The sequence below is a fragment of the Chitinophaga agri genome, assembly GCF_010093065.1.
Taxonomy (GTDB): Bacteria; Bacteroidota; Bacteroidia; order Chitinophagales; family Chitinophagaceae; genus Chitinophaga; species Chitinophaga agri.
On record NZ_CP048113.1, the window covers coordinates 7,352,564 to 7,371,501 of the forward strand.

The following is an 18,938-nucleotide window of genomic DNA, read 5'->3' on the forward strand; positions in this document are numbered from 1 at the left end:
TAGCTGGGATGTGCACTTTTATGGCATTTTCAGCGCTTTCCGGTAGCGTATGAATGACCAGATCAATCCTATGATAAACGGCCCGTTTAAAAGCCCTAAATACTGCAGATCGTTACTCGCAGAAGATAGTCCGATATCCAGGTAATACCTGTACTCATGAATGATAATAAAGATACAGGGTGACAGCGGTAACAGGAACCAGCTTAAGAACGTCAGTAACCGGTTGTTACGTACTCCTTCCAGTTTGCACAGAAAAATGGTCAGACATAATACATTCATCATCAGGCAGTATAGAAATGTCATTAAAATACCCATCCCGATGATAGCTTCGGGGGTAAACCATTCACTTCTGTATGATTTATTCTCCAGTACGATAAAAATGGAGGTGATGACAATGGTGATCAGGAAGGGCAGGAGTGTTGCCTGTTGATAATACTTACTTAATCTCATCAGGTAATGGGTATGGGAGTCACGCATGCCGGTCATTGCTGCAGCCGTGGATCGTCCGCTGTTTTAGTATAGGGTGAATATACCCCAAATATACTACTGTTCTGTCTGTCTGACAACAGACGATGGTATTATGACTTTTTTAATACTGCTTACATTATCAATAGGCAGATGAGCAACTGATAAGCTTACTTTAGTATCATTAAGAGGTTACTTCAAGGTCACCAAAAGGGCACTTCAATATCCCCGGGATATTGAAGTGCCCTTTTGGTGACCTTGAAGTAACCTCTTTGTATGAATATCTGATACTATATTCACACCGTATACATGCTTGTAAAAAGCATCATCATAGCAGTGGACAATAGTTATCCATGAGTTTGTTGGTGTTATTTCAATCTTACAGTGGCTGAAAGCGGGGTATTTACAGATTATTAAGGGCCATCTGTGCTCTTTTCTTCATTCGGCCATTCATATGAACCAGTTCCTCAAACATACGACGGGCCTTGACCTTCTGTCTTTTGAATTTATAACACATAGCCAGCTGGTAATGAGCCATTTCCCTGTATCGGCTGGTACTATCGGCAGTTAGCTGTGTAAACCTGGACATCGCGTCATCCAGTTTGCCGTCGTGATAGAAGGCCATGGCAGTTTTATACAGCGACTTATCCGGTTCGGCAGCATCTTCTGCAGTCGCATTATCAACAGTAGCTGACTGGGCCGTTGCTGTTCCTGCAGCAGGAAAGGTCGCTGTTACCCCAGTAGTTGCCGCACGGGCCTGGGAGGTGGAGGCCGGCTCCTTCGGACCTGATGCAGGAGCAGCAGCTGGTACAATGGGTTGTTCTACAGCAAAGGAATGTTGTTTGTCCTCATTTTTCACCTGATCATGGATCAGGTAAGCGCAAACTACTATCAGCAATGCTGCTATTACACCCCAGAAGTAAGTTAAAGCGTTCTCTTTGATCTGAACATTCTTCTGGTATCGTTCTGCTTCGTAAACGGAAGCTACATGACTACTGCTACGGATATACTGCTGTACCTTGACACCCATTGCCTGATATTGGGTGTGGTATTTTGGCTTCTGGAGTACTTCTACTGCCTCGCTGCACAATTCACAATTCACAAGATGTTGTTCCAGCAGGTGTTTCTCCATATGAGTTAAACGGCCATCTACATAACGAGGCAGCTGGTCTTTACTAAAACAGTGAACCTTGCTGAAGATCTTTAATATCTTGTCCTTGTTTTCCAGATTTTGCATAATCGAGGTTTATAGCTTTTTCTTGGTTGTCGGTTTGGGGAATTTCCAGAATGATCGTCCGTCTGCGTTTGGAAGGCTTAACAGATGCCGGGGGCATAGTTTCTTCTGCCTGTCCATCTGAAACAATTTCCAGCACGGCGGTCGGTTGTTCCTTTACAGCAGTAGCATAGGCCAGGTGGGCGTTTGGTACCTGTGTATCGGATACGATGTCCTCAACATTTACCGCCATCCGTGTTTTCCTGGGTTTTTTAAATGCAGTAGGCTTGGCTGGCTCCTGCGCATCTGATATTACGTCTTCCACATTGATCACCTGTGTTCTCTTGGTGGATCTGGTTTCTCTCCGTGGTCTGGCAGTTTTCAGATTAACCGGCACACTGTTTTCTTCCGCTATTACGGGTTCGTTATATTCCACGTTAACGACTATTGTCTGAGGCGGTTCGGGTGTATCAGATATTACATCTTCTACATTGATCACCTGTGTACGTTTGGCGGACTTGGTTTCTTTCCGTGGTCTGGCAGTCTTCACATGCGCAGTTACAGTGGATTCTTCGGTCACCACTGGTTTGCTATGCTCCAGGTTAGCGAGCACCTGAGATGCCAGTTCCTGTTTGGACTGTTTGATCAGTAACCGGGTTTCTTCCAGTGTATAGCCTCTTTCACCGGCTATTTCTGCGAATGTTTTCTGTTCGAGATAGAATTCGGTTAACATATCTCTGTCATCGTCTGACAGCTGGTCAAAAGCCGCCTGCATCGCAGCAGAGATGTGTTGTTTCTGTAAGAGGTCAATGTTCGCTTTCTCTACTTTGTATTCAATCCGCGTGATGTCGCTCGAAGCGGAAGTAGGGAAGTAGAAAGCGTTTCTCTCGGTCCGGCTGCCCTGTGACTTTACAAAGAACTGCATCCATTCACCAATTTTAGGAATGGTTTGTGTTTGCAGACTTTTAAAGAGCCTTTTGAGCAAAGACGGAAAGAAGTCGTCCGGCGTATTGCCGTAGCTATTCAAAGAAGGTAGAGAGACGGCGGCCAGCAAATGACTATATCGCTCAAGTAAGATTCCTGCTGCTTCCTCATCTTTCAGCTTTCTTGCCCGGGCCATCAGCTCATTATCTGGCAAATTGGCTAGTTGTTGTAGCATAGGTTTAATAAATATTTACTATTGGAAATATATAGGAAATAAACGCATTGATATTTTAGCCAATAAGTATGCCGTATGTACTAAAAATAGGGAAACGAACTGGAGTATATGGCTGTATTGTTCTGATTGTCAGTGGATAGTGAAGTGTCCGCTATTGTGTAGACGTATTGTACCTATTATATTAATTTAAAAATAATATTGTAAAATTTATTAATAATAATTTATTTTTTTATAATGATTTGGTAACCACATATATGTATGGCTTATTCTTATCAAGTAGTGATGGGTGTTCTGCGTTGATGTGTGCAGTCTAAGTAGTTATCTGTCAGTTAGATATGGCTTTTTAATGCCGTTTGTGATTAACCAGCACATATTGGGGAAAAAGAAGTTACAATTTGAGGAAGAATTGATGAGCGTGTGGAGCAGTGCAAAAACTGATATATGATTGCTCCTTAAGTTAGTATCTTCGTTATAAATACGTCGTTATACCCTTATTAAAATAGTCCCTAACCTAAATCTTACTTCATGGCTGCCGTTGCTATATTACTTGGCTATCTGATTCCGATCACCTATATTCTCGTGATGCTGCTCTCGCTTTACTGCGTAGTCCGCATGCGAAAAAGGCTGGCGATCGCTATCCCGGCGGCCCTCTTCTTTATCTTTCTGCTGATCACTGCTGTTCTATTTATAAAGACAGGAATTAAGCAGCAGGACAAGGATCTGCAGGCATTGCTGGGATACTATACACTGACGTCACTGGATGGGCAGGATTGTCCCAATTGCCTCGTGCGTCTGAACGACAATTATGAGTATGATATTCTCAAAGATGACCAGGTGATCGGACATGGGAAGTGGTGGATGGAATCGGCTGTTGATCTTCCCGGGAAATACCTGAAGATCGAAAATGGTCCTGCTGGTGTGATCTGGCCTCAAATAAGGACCATCGACTATATAAACAGGTAGCGTAATTTTATCTGTTATCAGGTCGCGGATTGGTCGCCCGGATATTTGCATCTATCAGGACACCGATGGATCTATCTTTAACACCATAGTCTCGCTGCAGCACAGCTTTCCTGATCACCTGTAAACTGATAAAAGATTCATCATTGATGCGGGACAGGTCACCTTCAAAGTGTTCGGTCAGTACTTTCCCGTTAAGGATATAGACAACGGTACTGTCCACCGCCAGGGAAGGAACTGTTCTGGCGTAACGGGATGACTTACTTTTAAAGAACTGCCAGTATCTTTTCCGGGCGAATGGCTTTGTCTCGATAAATACCACTCCATTTCCACCCTGTGGTCCCAGTAATTCAGCCCCTTCCGCGTTTTTGTAGATGGTGACAGCTGCAATGTCAGTCGGTTGGTAGGCCTGCATTTGTTCCCTTGTTACGATCACACTATCGATAAAAATCAGTGGGTCTCCGGCCAGCTTCGGCTGCTTTTTGTCGGGTTGATCAAATACACCGTAGCAGGAAAGCGTGATGTCAATCCCGGCTACCCGTTGATCCATATAGTGTGCTTCATCCAGTGGGTACCGTGGTTTATCCGGATCGATCTTCACAAAAAAGGAAAGCGTATCATTCCCTATTTTCCAGAAGCCTGAACAGTCTCTTGAACGCCATAATTCTGTGAACTCAGGATAGCGTGCAAGTACCTCTTTTACTGTCAGGTTCTTTACATCGACGTTCCGGCCATCCGGCAATGGGCCGCTATAGTTGCTGGTCAGTCGTATTTTGCTGATATAGTCCTTACTTTGATCTTTCTGAAAGATCATACCCGGGTATTTGACAGAGGAAAATCCTTTGCCGTTCTCATAGCGGGTATCCTGCGCATAGCAATGCTCCGGTGTATCCATTTCCTCTACTATTACAGGCTGCAGGTCATCCGTTGCATTCCGTAGATCGGTGAGGGTTGTCTGGCACAGGCATACACTACCTACCATGATCTTCTTTTCCAGGGATGTGTGTAATGATGAAACAGGTTTGTTCGTCTGGGCATGCACTGTTAAACAGACTGTCGATGACAGGAGAAAAGGCGTAATGTATTTCATGGATATTTTATAGCTACAGTGGTTCTAATTTAAGGACCTTCTTTGTTAAACGCGAATTTATTTTTGGTGGAGCATATGTTTGTCTGCAGCTGACGAGAGGTGATCGGTGTGGGGGATACGGGCACTGCTGCAGCCAGTTATCATTTGTGCTGAAGATATAAATGATAGCTGGCTGTAACAGATAAATGCTGTTGATGAGACATTACTTAATGGCAACGAAGATATCAACGGCTGCATTTTCGGGGTCCTGTGCCCGTGCTCCATACGCCTCGAAATCAGCTGTAAAGGTTCTTTCCAGACCGGAGTTCCAGATCTTTACCCATTCATTATAAACAGATCCCTGTGATATATTTCCTGTCGCCACCTGCTGGTGGTATTTACCCGCAGGGATCACTTTTCCTGCCATACCCGCGGGGATCTCGTCCAGGGTAGACACTTTACAACCCACAATGGTGGTATAAGGTTTTGTATGATCTTTTTCATAATCCGTATAAACAGCATAGATCGTCTGATCAGTTTTATTAGGTATCCTGTCTGCTATTCCTTCTGAGAAGAAACAGTGCCATAGTGCAGGAATATCCTGTGCTGATTGTCCATTTTCATTTGTAGTGACCACGTCGATGCCGATGATGTTGAAGGATGGTATTTCCATGTAGTTGATCCGTTTTAAACAAAAGTACGGTAGCGATGTGACAACCCTATGTCAGCAGTGTAGCAAACTATCTGTTTACCCACTGTATGCCAGGCAGTGGTGATATATTTTTTAGTACTACCGCAACCATTATCTTTCTATAATATCTTTGTTATCCGTAAAATATTCATCATGGAAGAAACGAAGGGACTATTGGAAAAGATCAGGCATCATGATAAGGTGTGTATCGCACTGAATGAGCACTGTGCCATTCCGTTGCCGGATGACGTAATGGAGATTTTGCTAAAGCCTCACCGGCTTACATATTATTATTTTCAGTACATAGAGCGGGGTACGGCGACCTTTAAGGCTGACCTGCAGGAGTTTACGGTGAATGATGGTGAGCTGGCCTTTGGCCTGCCTAACCAGATATTTACCAAGCTGCCCTACGACAAAAACATGCGGCAATATGCGCTTTCATTTGATGAGCATACATTGACGCTGTTACCTGGACATTATCCTTTCCTGGTCAATCCATTTAATGTAAATACCCTCTCTTTTGATAAGGAGGGGCAGCAACGCGTGAAGAACCTGCTAGCGGGATTGTTTCAGTTGCTTCACAGTCCGGGAAAGCAAAAGAAGGCTGATGTTATTTTGGCGCACCTGCATACACTGCTTACCGAATTTAACTCGGCTTATTTTGAGCAATACCAGCGCCAGGAGATCGTTTCGGGGCCCAAATTATCCAAATACATTGCCTTCAAGCTGGCTGTGGAAACGAACCTTACGGAGCAACATGATGTGCAGCATATTGCTGAAGAGCTGGCATTGAATGCCAGTACATTATATAGTATTGTGAAGGAGTATGCCGGTGTTTCGCCTAAGGAATGGATCATTAACCGCCTGATGATGGAAGCACAGCGCAGGTTGCAGTATTCTTCCATCTCCGTGAAGGAACTGGCGTATGAGCTGGGCTTTAGTGATCCGGGGTATTTCTCCCGCCTCTTCAAGAAAAACACTGGCATGAGCGTTAGCCAATACATAGCTGAGCTACGCGATTTGTCCCGGAATTAAAAAGATTTATCCCTGTTCTCCGGTCGGCAGCTGCATAGCTTTGCTTCATACATTAAATCAAAAAATTATGAAGTCAGCGCTGGTAACAGGTGCCAATAAAGGTATTGGTTTCGAAGTAGCGAAAATACTCGCTCAACAGGGATTCTATGTTTATATCGGTAGCCGCCTGCCGGAAAATGGGGCAGCCGCTGTGGCCAAACTGCAAGCACAGGGATTAAGTAATATAGAAGCCGTACAACTGGATGTAACTGACCAGCGGTCAGTAGATGCCTCGAGAAGGATCATAGGCCAGAAAACAGGCATTTTAGACGTCCTGGTGAACAATGCCGGTATTGCCGGAGAATATGAGCAATCTGCACTTTCCTCTGCAGTAGATCAGTATCAGCTTGTTTATGATACCAATGTGTTTGGTGTTGTAAGGGTTACACAGGCATTCATGGACCTGCTTGAAAAGTCGGCAGCCCCACGCATCGTAAACGTGAGCACCAGTATGGGATCGCTTTCGCTTGCGGCAGATATTTACAATGATAATTATCCTAAACGATATGTTGTGTATCAGTCTTCAAAAACGGCGCTGAACATGTACACCGTCCAGCTGGCGTACGAGCTGCGTCATACGCCGTTTAAAGTGAATGCCGTTTGCCCTGGCTGGACACAGACAGATTTTACGGGTCATCAGGGAACGAGTACACCGGAAGAAGCGGGTCAGCGTATTGCCAAATATGCCTTAATTGGAGAAGAGGGACCGACTGGTCAGTATTTCAGCGAAGAGTATTTTGCTGCACCTGCTAATTGTCCGTGGTAAGTTTGAGCACCAGCCTTCAGATCTTTCGGTTTGAAGGCTGTTTTTCTACAGACATAGGGAATAACTATGGATAGTGATCGTTGAATCCGTAGATACCACCGGTAACAGGATCATCTGTCCTGTCGTCCAGCCTACTTCAGCTGAAGCGGGGGAGACGGCTAACGTGCGATATTGTCAAAGAAATATGGTGCGAAGGAAGTGGCCCGTTTTATCAGATGAGATGCAGGAAATTCTCTGCCAGAGGATTCATCTCATTAAAATAAAGACCGGGAGAGGACCCTACGATCTTCATGAAGTCCTTATTAAAATGAGCCTGGTCATTGTATCCCAGGTCGTACAGGATATTATTATAATTCAGGTGAGAAGATTTATAGCGTTTACTAAAGGCCTTGATCCTGATAATGCCTGCATATTGTTTGGGACTCATGCCTACAAAATCAACAAACTTTCTTCTGAAATTCCGCTCACTCATCAGGTGTGTATGATGTAATACACTGATGTCAAGGTTCCCTTCCGCCATATGAATGTCTTTTACGGCATGTAGTATATTATCCAGGTGATATTCGTGGCTACGTTGTGCTACATATTTCATGAGCAGCTTTTCCAGGAAGTAATGTTTGTCGGCCTCAGACGACAATCCGGTCAGCTGTTCAAGTAACAGGTAGATATCTTTCCCGAATATATCAGCGGCATCAACCGTAGACGCTTTGATATGCTCCAGGCTATCCTTTATAAACAGATGCGCTGTGCCGGGTTGGAAAACGATGCCTACGAGATGCACCTTGTCGGCATAACAAATGAAGCTTCGGTCCGGATAAAGCCCTGTTAAAGACACAGCTGGCATATGATGGAACTGTACTTCATCACGGGACAGACTTACCCCTTTACCTAAATTAAAAACCAGGTCCAGCGTACCATCGGGAAGGCGGCGGTGAATGGTATTGTCACATTCATTGGCAATTACGGAATAGAAGCACTGTACATATTTTGCCAGGAATAGGGGGCTGGTCTTAATGATACCCATAAAAGAATGGCCGATTTGTACAAACAAAGATATGGCATTTAATTCTAACATTGTCCCCGATAAACAATCATTATGAAGGCATTAGCATACCTCTTATTATTAGTAACCGCACCCGCAATGGCACAGGATCTTGGTAACAGTGAAAAAACCAGGGTTATTGATGCTATCTCTCAGCAATTAAAGACCTTGTATGTGTACCCGGAGGTCGCAGAAAAAATGTCTAAACAACTGCATACAAATGCAGAGAAGGGACAATACGCTCAAATTAAAGACCCTAATGCGTTTGCAGAACGGCTGACTACGGACTTGCTGGCGGTGAGTCACGATAAACACCTGAGTGTCAATTATGATCCCCGTCCGGTGGAGCCACATCCGGTGATGGCATTTGACCAGGAGCTGGCAAGGTCCAGGAATTTTGGATTTAAGGAGCTGAAGATCCTTGACGGGAATATCGGGTACCTCAATCTCAGTTACTTTGAAGATCCTGCTAAGGCCGGGGGAATGGCTGCCACAGCCATGAACTTCCTCAGCAATGCAGATGCGATCATCATCGATCTCCGCAACAATGGGGGTGGTTCTACTGATATGGTACAACTGCTGGCGAGTTACTTCTTTGAAGGCGAACCGAAGCCGCTGACCGATATTTACTGGCGCCCGACCAATAGCCTGGTACAATATAGAACACTTCCCTATGTGCCGGGAAAACGTATGCCTGCTGTGGACGTCTATCTGCTGACCAGCCAGCGTACCTTTTCTGCTGCGGAAGACTTCAGTTACAGTCTGCAGAACCTGAAACGCGTGACTATCATTGGTGAGACGACCGGAGGCGGCGCCCATCCGATAGATCAGGCAGTTGTCAGTGATCATTTTATCGTGACCATTCCGGAAGGCAGGTCTATCAGCACCATTACGAAAACCGACTGGGAAGGTACCGGTGTTACACCTGATATTGCTGTGGCGGCAAAGGATGCATTGCTGACAGCGCAGGTGAAAGCGCTCAGCAAGGCACCGGAAGGCGACTATCAGGCGAAATGGGCGCTGATGGGAATAAAAGCGAAACTTAGTCCTGTCACACCGTCTGCCGACAACCTGAAGGAGTATACCGGCAGTTATGGAGAAAGAATGATCTCCGTCGAAGATGGCCAGCTGTATTATGCTAAAGCCGGTGGTCCGAAAAGCCGTTTAATTCCGATGGACAAAGACTTGTTTGCCATGGAGGATAAAGAATACCTGAGGATCAGGTTTGACCGCAAAAACGGGGTGGTGACAGGTTTTACCAGGCTGTTTGAGGACGGGACGGCAGAGGTAAGTTTGAAATAAAAACAGTCGGCAAGTATACTGCTTTCGCTCCTACAGGCAACAGCGCCAGATACAGCTGGCTGCTGTTGCCTGTAGGCATTTCAGGTGTGCGGCACCAAATATGCCAATCTCCTACTGCCGGCTTCCTGCCAATGCCATGTTAGCCACAAATGTAACATCACCTGGCATAGCTGGTCTACAAAAGCGAAAGTTAGCCGACTACATCGGAACTCACTACCAGAATGGTTGTCGCGTTCATCATCGTTTGTAGGAGACTGTGATCAGCCCGGGATACTGTACATAATATCCGTACGCAGTACATACTTCACACCAGCGGTCAGTAATGCACCTTCATGCCTCAACGGATGATGAAAGATCAGCGCAGATCCTGTTTGCGGCCGAATCGTTTCACCGGAAGCAAAGATAGTTTCTCCACCTGTATACTCATTATTCAGATAGATCAGAAAAGTATACTGACTGGCTTCATAGGGGTTTCTATTAAACGAACCATCTTTGTGCATTTTAAAGCGTTGTCCGGGACTGTATTTATAAAAGCGAAATAATTCATTCAGTCCGCAGGCACTTTCTCCTGACTTACCTTCCGGCACTAATCCCTTCAGGCGCTCCCATATAAAGGCTGCATATACTTCATCTTTATAAAGTACTCTTTCATTATTCCTTACGCCTTTGATCATACGCTGCTGCCCACCACCGACATCAACAGTGGCCTCCTCATAGCCCATCTCTTCGCTTTTCCGGATCAGGGTGGCACATTCATCCCGGGTAAGAAAGTTGTCAATCGTAAATATGTCCCGGGTATAAACAATCTTTTCCATAATCAGTTTCCATTGGATGTTATCAAGGAGTTACAAAGATACCATAATTTTATTTGTGTGTTTATGACGCAAAGAGTTTTTTTCAGCATCTTTGTTGTCTTCCAGGCTGAAGATGACGAAAATTGGGTAAGGATGCTGTTTAAAACCAGTACATTTGCAGCCGCATAATTAAACATTATTGTAACCCCCTATGAGACAATTACCTATCCTTTTGATACCCGAAAAAAGAGCTTTTCAGTACGAGATGCTTGATAAGTTCTGGCGCTGGCAGGGAGGTCAGGTCAGGGTACTGGACAACTACCAGGTGAAAGATGATGCTCTTTCCGGACAGGAGATCGCTATATACGGACATCGCGAGTTTGCCACAACTGTGGCAAAGATGTACGGGGTCCGCCTGTTGTCGGTCGACGGCAGAGCGCTCTCCAGGTTTCAACCCGAATATCTGGAGAGAAATGTGACGCATGCCACTATTGGAACCGTAACGCGTGAACAGTTTCCTGCATTTATAAAGCCGGTAGTTCACCGGGTGTTTCCTTCAGGTATTTATAAAAGTATACAGCACTTTAAAGAAACGGTCGATGGTATCCGGCGCAGGGAAGAGATCATCGTATCACAGGTGATACCGCATAAAATTACGGCAAAGGCCAGGGGGTTCATTTTAAATGGTAGAATAATGGCGGCATCCGTTTATGAGGGGCGTACATTGCAGTCATCCACAGAGAGTTTTATCGAGTTAGCGGCGGAGGCGCACCGTGCCATTCTGCCGGCTACGTGTGTGATAGATGTTGCGGATACATATGAGCTGGGCTGGATGGTGTTAGGCATTAAAAATACCTGGGAGACGGACCTGAAAGGGTGTTCCGCCCGTGGAGCGATTGATTGTATTGTCGCGGCCACACTGAATAAATGATAGCGTATATGTATTATGTGTCATTATTAAAAAAGGCCGAGCAAAAGGTAGGGCCCGGTGTGATCAGGAAACCCGTATCGGTGAAAATTGCAGAAACATGCAAAACTTATCCGAATTATTGCAATCTTGGGGCGGAAATCATGAACGTAAAATTCCGGTTATCTATTTTAACCCGCTAAAATTCCATCATTTACAAAAATCGAAGATGATTAAAGTCAACAGATTAAAAGGTCTCAGCGTACTTGCATGCTTTTTTTACACTTGCCAGATACAGGCGCAGGACAGAATAGCGCCTGCATATCCACTTATTACCCACAATCCTAATTTTAGCATCTGGTCAAACACAGACGAGTTAAGTAATTCGACAACGATGCACTGGACAGGAGCAGATCATTCATTACTGGGGATGGTCAGCGTGGATGGGAAGGTATATCGTTTCCTGGGTAAAGAGGAAACAAGATATAAGACGATATTGTCAGCGGCCGATGAGGCACCATACGAGGTAAGTTATACAGAAACGCAACCCGATGGTAACTGGTCCTCACAGGATTACAAACCAACCAGCTGGAAGTCTGGTCAGGCGCCATTCGGTGATGATGATAAAACTGTAAAAACATTATGGAAATCTGACAATCTATGGATCAGGAGAACATTTACAGTGAAGAATACATCCAACATCAATGATCTGTTATTGAAGCTGAATCATGATGACAATGTGGAAGTATTTCTAAATGGCAATAAGATCTATGAGACGACTGGGTGGACGAATAAATTCACATACATCCCGGTCGATAAGAAAATGCTGAAATCTGGTCAGAATACCATTGCCATTCATCTGGCCAATACTGCTGGTGGCAGGTACCTCGATTTTGGTCTGGCAGATAAGCAAAAGGAAGCTGACGAAGGGCTGGTGGCGAAACAAACAAAATCAGCCATCACAGCCACACAAACCAGCTATGAGTTTACCGCAGGCAATATTGATCTGCAACTTACCTTCACCTCACCTCTTTTGCTAAATGATCTGAAGCTGTTATCCCGTCCGGTATCATACATCACATATGCCGTAAAAGCAAATGATGCGAAACAGCATGCTGTGAAAGTCTTTTTAGGTGCATCATCTGATATCGCAGTTTATCAGCCATCTCAGCCTGTTGTTGCCCAACGTTATGATACAGGTAAGATATCTGTGTTAAAGGTGGGTACCAAAGAACAGCCTATATTACAGAAGGGCGCTGACGATATGCGCATCGACTGGGGCTATTTTTATGTAGCTACACAAAAGAACACTGGCGCTGTTCAATACATTACCACTGGCGCTGATGCAGTAGCTGCCTTTAAAAAAGGAATGACCGTATCCTCCGCATCAGAAGGAAGATCATTGTCGCTGAATACAGTTATTCCATTTGGTACTGTTGGCAGTAATAAGGTAGAACGCTTTATAGAACTAGGGTATGACGAAGTGTATGCTGTTCAGTACTTCAATAATAATTTAAGACCGTGGTGGAATGCTGCAGGTAGTGAAACAATGAATGGACAACTGGTCAGCGCTAACAATGAATATAGCACCGTCATGCAAAGATGTAACGATCTGGATAAAGAAGTATATGCCACTGCATTGAAAGCAGGAGGGGAGGAATACGCGCATATATGCGTATTGGCTTACCGGCAGAGCATCGCGGCACACACGTTGGTTAAAAGTCCTGCCGGTGAAACCTTATGGTTATCAAAAGAGAATAACAGCGGTGGTTTCATTAATACCGTTGACGTAACTTATCCTTCTGCACCACTTTATCTTATCTATAATCCTGAGCTGATGCAGGGCATGCTGACCGGCATATTTCATTTTAGTGAATCCGGTAAATATCCTCATCCATGGGCGGCACATGATCTGGGAACATATCCTAAAGCTAACGGTCAGACTTATGGCGAGCCGATGCCGGTAGAGGAATCAGGCAATATGATCATTTTATGTGCGGCTATCACCAGGGCGCAGGGCAATACAGATTACGCAAAAAAGCATTGGCAAACACTGACAACCTGGGTAGATTACCTAACCAGGGAAGGTCTGGATCCCAAGACACAATTATGTACAGATGATTTTGCCGGACACCTGGCCCGTAATGCCAATTTATCGGTTAAAGCGATTGTAGCGATTGGATGTTATGCGCAGATGGCAGAACAACTAGGTGAGCACGAGACAGCCAGGAAATACCGTGCTATTGCGGAAAGTATGGTGCCCAAATGGATGGAAATGGCAGATGCCGGAGATCATTATGCGCTTACATTTGACAATAAAGACACCTGGAGCCAGAAGTATAATTTGATATGGGATAAGGTTTTACACCTTAATCTGTTCCCTCAGAAGGTATATGACACGGAAACAAAATACTATCTCACAAAAGGTAACAAATTTGGTATACCACTGGATAGCCGTAAATCCTATACCAAGAACGACTGGATTGTCTGGACAGCCACGTTTGCACCGGAGAAAGAACAGTTTGAAGCATTGATCAGGCCTCTTTATATACACGCTTTAGAGACGCCTTCCCGTGTGCCGCTGAATGATTTTTACGATTCCGAAACCGGCATCCGTGAGAACTTTAAAGCCAGAAGTGTTGTCGGTGGATTCTATATGAAAGTGCTGGCTGACAAATTGCGCACTAATTAATGTAACCAGGATCAGGTCCATGCAGCGACTATCTATTATACAATAGATAGTCGCTGTAATATCACCGCTATCTTGCCGTAGATTTACTACATCTTATAGCTGATAAGAGGTAAGACGAAGTGTATGTATTACCAGATCCTGATCCGCTTATCTTTGTCCAGGTACATTTTTGCTCCGGGTTGTACATTGAAAGCGGCGTAAAATGCTCCTATATTCATCAGCGGGCCATTTACGCGCCACATCGGCGGAGAGTGAGGATCGTTATTGACCCAATAGCGGAGGTATTCGTCTTTCATTTTTACCCGCCAGATCCTGGCTATAGAGAAGAAAAACCGCTGATCAGGTGTGAAGCCGCCGATCTTCGTTGTATCCTGACCTTGTTTGGTCATTTTAAACGCATCGTATGCCACGGCAACTCCACTGATATCTGCCGTGTTTTCTCCTACTGTAAGGCCTCCTTTGATATGAATGCTATCCAGTACGACGAACTGACTATACAGGTCAATAACCTGTTGTGTTTTAGCCTTAAATTTCTCATAGTCCTGAGGGGTCCACCAGCTTTTCACATTGCCATCTTTATCAAACTGAGCCCCCTGATCGTCGAAAGTATGCGTCATTTCATGCCCGATCACCATACCAATGCCACCATAGTTAAGTGCGTCATCCGCATTATTGTCAAAGTAAGGCGGCTGTAATATTCCGGCAGGAAAGACGATTTCGTTCGCGTAGGGATTGTTATAGGCAGTAACTGTGGAGGGGGTGGTGAACCACTCCGTCTTATCTACTGGTTTTCCCAGTTTGGCCAGATTGTACTGGAAGTTATTTGCGGCTGCGGACACTACATTTTCAAAGTATTTATTCTTAACAACAGTTACACCGTTGTATTCACGCCATTTATCAGGGTATCCGATCTTTTTTGTGATAGCAAACAGCTTCTCTTTTGCTTTTTGCTTTGTGCTGTCACTCATCCAGTCCAGCTGGTCTACCCTGTTGGAGAATGCTTTCTGCAGGTTATTTACCAGCTCCAGCATGCGTTTTTTAGCGGATTCAGGGAAGTATAACTTCGTATATAGTTGTCCTAATGCCTGACCAAGATAGTTGTCTACTACACCTGACATAGTCTCACCACGTGTTTTTTGAACAGCCTGACCCGTCAGTGCCTTATTATATTCAAAGGATGCCTTTACGAATGGCTTGCTGAGGTGATCTGCATAATTACTGATGTAGTTCGCGCTGAGGTATATTTTCCAGTCTTCAACCGGAATGGATTTGAGCAGTGAGTTCAGTTTATCATAATAGCCGGTCTGCGCTACATCCAGTGAATCCATATTAGCGCCCAGCCGCTCAAAGAATGCTGTCCAGCCGATATTAGGTTGTTGTTTATTTAAATCAGCCAGTGCTACTTTATGGAAATTACCTTTTACATCACGTAGATCAATATTGGTCTTATGTGCAGTAGCCAGTTGCTGCTGAATACTGTATACCAGTACTGCGTTTTTTTGTGCGGACGCAGTATCGCTTCCCGTTAGTGTAAACAGGTCTGTGAGGTATTTTTTATATGCCTGTTGTATAGCAACGGTGGCCGCGTCTGTTTTAAAGTAATAATCTCTGTCCGGCATACCAATACCAGTCTGGTAAATATGTCCCATATTCATACTACTGTTCTCCTGGTCAGGCAATACCTGGAAGTCAATAAGTGATACATTTGACAATTTGACTTCTTCGGACACGAACGTCATCATATCTGCAATACTGCTGATGGCCTTGATCCGGTCGAGGCCACCTTTAAGTGGATCGAAGCCACGTTGATCGATCATGTTGGTATCCATACCGGCTGCAAAGAAGTCGCCGATCTTTTGTTCCAGACTGCCGGGTGTATTGTTGCTTTTCGATACACTGTCAAGGATGCCCAGTAGTTTCAGCCGTTGCTGATAATTCATAAACCGGTATGCGCCTACGCCCGATTGACTTGGCGGGATTTGCGCCGTATCATACCATTTTAAATTGACATAATTGTAAAAGTTATCGCCCGGTTGGATGGTTGAATCCAGTCCTTCAATAGCGATAAAGGATTTTTCTTTTGTGCCCGGCTGGCAGGCAGCAAATGCGCCGAAGAAAAGGGATAGCAATAGCCAGTTTCTCATATAGATCATTTAGGAAGAAATGATGTAAACAATTTGGAAAGTTATCTTATCAGAATTTGATAGTAAGCTTCTGTGATACAAGCTTATCATCTTTATAGTATTCAAAGAACCACTCACCGTTCATTTTAAAAACAAGACCTTTTTCTACACCATTGTCTGCAATGAAATGATCAGGTTGCGATGTTTTCAGTAATGTCATTACTTTCCGGGGAGAGGTATCGATCAGTTGATAACCATTATTAGTCGCCTGTGCGTATAGCACATCTTTATTGTCGGTGATCGTAGCCGGAGTGGCGGCAACAGGAGCAGGTGCGGCAGTAGCAGGAGCGGCTGCTGGCGTAGCCGGAGGTGTTTGCTTTACCTGATTGGCGCCTGTACTGTCATACCTGTACTGCGCATCTTTCAGTGAAGCAAAGGCCTTTGTTAAGGCTTCCCTGTAAATGGTGCTCCATTCTTTCTCCCTGCTTACACCTTCTTCACTTTTATAGACTATATTGTCCTGACAGTCTTTTAATAGCACTGTCAAGCTGGTGGACAGGAATTTCTTTTTCTCCAGAAGGTCTACCTTTAGCGCGCTACACTTGTTGTTGACAATATCGGCGGGTAAAGGTTCTTTGGTCATAAAGCAGGTGAATCCTATACTTTCCAGCCAGTATTTTGTGAGTGTATTGGTCCCATACTGGTCGTCCTGTTTAAAGATGTCAAATCGTTCAGGTACTAAGACGTATTTATAATTATTGATGGTATTTTGTGACCTGGCTATAACGGCAAAGAACAGGGCCAGGACTAAAGCAATTACTTTCATATACGTTGATTATTAAGTATTATAACGAATATAAGCAAAACAGCTGTAAGAAAAATGAGGGAGGAGTTTGATGCTGTTGCTTTTCAGATAATGCTACTTGAAATGCACAGTCGATAGCATGTAGCCGTCTACGGGCGTTGCACCGATAAAGGAGCAGTCTACCGATTGGTCATATTATGGTAAGGGAGACCGCTCATCGGTGATGTATAAAAAAGCCTTCAGATCGGTCTGAAGGCTTTTTGCTTTTCTACCCGGCTATTTGTCCAGATAATCAGGAGGATAAATTTCCTGTCCATATTTTCTGGCTGTAGTCATCAGTCTGTTGATTGTGCTTTCATCCAGTGGCGGTGCCGGCAGAAATTCGCCGGCCCTGACAGGCGTACCTATTTCCTCAAAAAAAGCATCTAAACCTGCCGGTACAACGGTACAGAACAGTTGCGCCATATGGGTACTGATATTTTTAAAGCCATGAATGGCCCCTCCCTTTGGTATGGTAATTACATCTCCCTTGCGGGCAATAGTTTTTCCTCCCTCCATTTTAAATTCAATTTCCCCATCCACTACATAAAACGACTCCTGGAAAGATGCATGTGCATGGGGACCAGGACCGCCACCGGGAGGTATCAGCATGTCAATCATGGCAAATTCGTTGTTTGTCTGGCTACCAGGGATCACGATGCGATAGGTAGCACCAGCTATGGACAGATGGGTACCTTCATTGTTACGGATATGTCTTATGTTGTTTGTCATATGTTTTGTTTTGAAGTGTTCTAATAAAAGGTGTTACTAACATACCGGCTTAGTTGATTTCAATGGCCACTTTGCCTATGATGCCACCGGCTTCTGCGTATTGATATGCTTCGACAGACTGGTCAAAGGGAAATATACGGCTGACTTCAATTTGCAGCCCCTCATGGATGGCATTCAACAACATGGTCATGTTTTTGGAAGATGGCTGTGAGAGGATAACAATATGCTTTTTGGCAGTGAATAGATTTTTAAAAAGGGACGTGGGAATTTCGATTGGCCGCGGTGTAGGATTCAGGAATAGTGAAACAGGCTTCATGATCTGTTTCGCATTTGCATATCCCATTTTACCGGAAAGATCAATTACGATGTCGTACCTTTTCTGCTGCGTAAGCACATTTTCCCTGGTGAAATCTATCACTGTACTGGCACCCCATCTTTTCGCTACAGCTGTACCTTTCGTATTGGATACAGCTGTGATGTTTGCTCCTTTATCCTTTAATAATTGCAACAGGAACATACCAAATCCACCTGTTGCACCATTCACCAGTATGTCGGTACCAGGTGCTATTTTGCCTGTTTTTTCCAGGGCTGCTACAGCAGCAGCTCCAGCAATTGGGACTGAAGCAGCCTGCGCATAGCTGAGCATAGCCGGTTTCTTCCATATGTTACTGGAAGGGATAGCTACATATTCGGATAACGCGCCGTCTTTCATATTGTTCTTTACAACGCCAAATACTTCGTCTCCTTTTTTAAAGTGCGTTACAGCAGAACCGGTTTCTTCAATAATGCCGGCAAAGTCAACACCGGTATGTTTTGGGAATGCTGAACCGGACATCAGTTTCATTTCACCCTTCCTGATCTTCCAATCCATAGGATTGATGGAAACAGCTTTGACTTTAACCAATACCTCATTTGCCTTAATAACAGGTGTGGGTTCTTCCACTGGTTGCATAACCTCTGTGTTGCCAAATTTTTGATATACTATCGTTTTCATGGTGTTTTTTTTCGTTTGATTTGATAGCACAAAGATGGAAATAACGAAACCAGAAAACTTGTATCAGATCACTATTCTGCCTGTGATGGGAATTTACCGCTAAAATTGGCA

At 44.5% G+C, this 18,938-nt stretch carries 17 protein-coding genes; 6 read left to right on the forward strand and 11 right to left on the reverse strand.

Annotation, left to right across the window (positions count from 1 at the left end):
- Positions 1 to 18 precede the first annotated feature (18 nt).
- The 3 genes from GWR21_RS28965 to GWR21_RS28975 form a co-directional block, all read right to left on the reverse strand.
- Complete coding sequence (locus tag GWR21_RS28965; protein ID WP_162335182.1) at positions 19 to 450, reverse strand: hypothetical protein; 432 nt, start codon at positions 448 to 450, stop codon at positions 19 to 21.
- A 418-nt stretch (positions 451 to 868) separates the two neighbouring features.
- Positions 869 to 1,702, reverse strand: coding sequence for a tetratricopeptide repeat protein (locus tag GWR21_RS28970; protein ID WP_162335183.1), 834 nt, complete (start codon positions 1,700 to 1,702; stop codon positions 869 to 871).
- Complete coding sequence (locus GWR21_RS28975) at positions 1,641 to 2,837, reverse strand: sigma-70 family RNA polymerase sigma factor (protein WP_162335184.1); 1,197 nt, start codon at positions 2,835 to 2,837, stop codon at positions 1,641 to 1,643. The genes GWR21_RS28970 and GWR21_RS28975 overlap by 62 nt, the downstream gene beginning before the upstream one ends.
- A gap of 525 nt (positions 2,838 to 3,362) precedes the next feature.
- Between GWR21_RS28975 and GWR21_RS28980 the strand changes: the two genes are divergently transcribed.
- The gene (locus GWR21_RS28980; protein ID WP_162335185.1) at positions 3,363 to 3,800 is read left to right on the forward strand and encodes a hypothetical protein; all 438 of its coding nucleotides are present in this window, start codon (positions 3,363 to 3,365) and stop codon (positions 3,798 to 3,800) included.
- 7 nt (positions 3,801 to 3,807) lie between these two features.
- On the opposite strand, the gene GWR21_RS28985 is transcribed toward GWR21_RS28980, so the two are convergent.
- The gene (locus GWR21_RS28985) at positions 3,808 to 4,887 is read right to left on the reverse strand and encodes a hypothetical protein (protein WP_162335186.1); all 1,080 of its coding nucleotides are present in this window, start codon (positions 4,885 to 4,887) and stop codon (positions 3,808 to 3,810) included.
- A 202-nt stretch (positions 4,888 to 5,089) separates the two neighbouring features.
- Complete coding sequence (locus tag GWR21_RS28990) at positions 5,090 to 5,539, reverse strand: GyrI-like domain-containing protein (protein WP_202929004.1); 450 nt, start codon at positions 5,537 to 5,539, stop codon at positions 5,090 to 5,092.
- Positions 5,540 to 5,710: 171 nt separating this feature from the next.
- Here GWR21_RS28990 and GWR21_RS28995 point away from each other — a divergent pair, with 171 nt between their 5' ends.
- The gene (locus GWR21_RS28995) at positions 5,711 to 6,592 is read left to right on the forward strand and encodes a helix-turn-helix domain-containing protein (RefSeq protein ID WP_162335187.1); all 882 of its coding nucleotides are present in this window, start codon (positions 5,711 to 5,713) and stop codon (positions 6,590 to 6,592) included.
- 67 nt (positions 6,593 to 6,659) lie between these two features.
- On the forward strand, positions 6,660 to 7,397 hold the full coding sequence (locus GWR21_RS29000; RefSeq protein WP_162335188.1) for an SDR family oxidoreductase: 738 nt from the start codon (positions 6,660 to 6,662) through the stop codon (positions 7,395 to 7,397).
- Positions 7,398 to 7,608: 211 nt separating this feature from the next.
- On the opposite strand, the gene GWR21_RS29005 is transcribed toward GWR21_RS29000, so the two are convergent.
- Positions 7,609 to 8,421, reverse strand: coding sequence for a helix-turn-helix domain-containing protein (locus tag GWR21_RS29005; RefSeq protein ID WP_162335189.1), 813 nt, complete (start codon positions 8,419 to 8,421; stop codon positions 7,609 to 7,611).
- A gap of 72 nt (positions 8,422 to 8,493) precedes the next feature.
- Between GWR21_RS29005 and GWR21_RS29010 the strand changes: the two genes are divergently transcribed.
- On the forward strand, positions 8,494 to 9,741 hold the full coding sequence (locus GWR21_RS29010; RefSeq protein WP_162335190.1) for a S41 family peptidase: 1,248 nt from the start codon (positions 8,494 to 8,496) through the stop codon (positions 9,739 to 9,741).
- A gap of 260 nt (positions 9,742 to 10,001) precedes the next feature.
- On the opposite strand, the gene GWR21_RS29015 is transcribed toward GWR21_RS29010, so the two are convergent.
- Positions 10,002 to 10,556, reverse strand: coding sequence for a 2OG-Fe(II) oxygenase (locus GWR21_RS29015; RefSeq protein ID WP_162335191.1), 555 nt, complete (start codon positions 10,554 to 10,556; stop codon positions 10,002 to 10,004).
- 190 nt (positions 10,557 to 10,746) lie between these two features.
- On the opposite strand from GWR21_RS29015, the gene GWR21_RS29020 reads away from it, so the two are divergent.
- Both GWR21_RS29020 and GWR21_RS29025 read left to right on the forward strand, forming a co-directional pair.
- Positions 10,747 to 11,466, forward strand: coding sequence for an ATP-grasp domain-containing protein (locus tag GWR21_RS29020; RefSeq protein ID WP_162335192.1), 720 nt, complete (start codon positions 10,747 to 10,749; stop codon positions 11,464 to 11,466).
- A 205-nt stretch (positions 11,467 to 11,671) separates the two neighbouring features.
- Positions 11,672 to 14,134 carry a glutaminase family protein gene (locus tag GWR21_RS29025; protein ID WP_162335193.1) on the forward strand — a complete coding sequence of 821 codons (2,463 nt, stop codon included), beginning with the start codon at positions 11,672 to 11,674 and terminating at the stop codon, positions 14,132 to 14,134.
- Between the two features lie 128 nt (positions 14,135 to 14,262).
- On the opposite strand, the gene GWR21_RS29030 is transcribed toward GWR21_RS29025, so the two are convergent.
- From GWR21_RS29030 to GWR21_RS29045, 4 genes are all read right to left on the reverse strand, one after another.
- Positions 14,263 to 16,278 carry a M13 family metallopeptidase gene (locus GWR21_RS29030; protein WP_162335194.1) on the reverse strand — a complete coding sequence of 672 codons (2,016 nt, stop codon included), beginning with the start codon at positions 16,276 to 16,278 and terminating at the stop codon, positions 14,263 to 14,265.
- 49 nt (positions 16,279 to 16,327) lie between these two features.
- Positions 16,328 to 17,083: a hypothetical protein gene (locus tag GWR21_RS29035; RefSeq protein WP_162335195.1), complete on the reverse strand. Its 756-nt coding sequence runs from the start codon at positions 17,081 to 17,083 to the stop codon at positions 16,328 to 16,330.
- 255 nt (positions 17,084 to 17,338) lie between these two features.
- Positions 17,339 to 17,833, reverse strand: a complete 495-nt coding sequence (locus tag GWR21_RS29040) for a cupin domain-containing protein (protein ID WP_162335196.1) — start codon at positions 17,831 to 17,833, stop codon at positions 17,339 to 17,341.
- Between the two features lie 49 nt (positions 17,834 to 17,882).
- The gene (locus tag GWR21_RS29045; protein WP_162335197.1) at positions 17,883 to 18,827 is read right to left on the reverse strand and encodes an NAD(P)-dependent alcohol dehydrogenase; all 945 of its coding nucleotides are present in this window, start codon (positions 18,825 to 18,827) and stop codon (positions 17,883 to 17,885) included.
- Between the last annotated feature and the right edge of the window lie 111 nt (positions 18,828 to 18,938).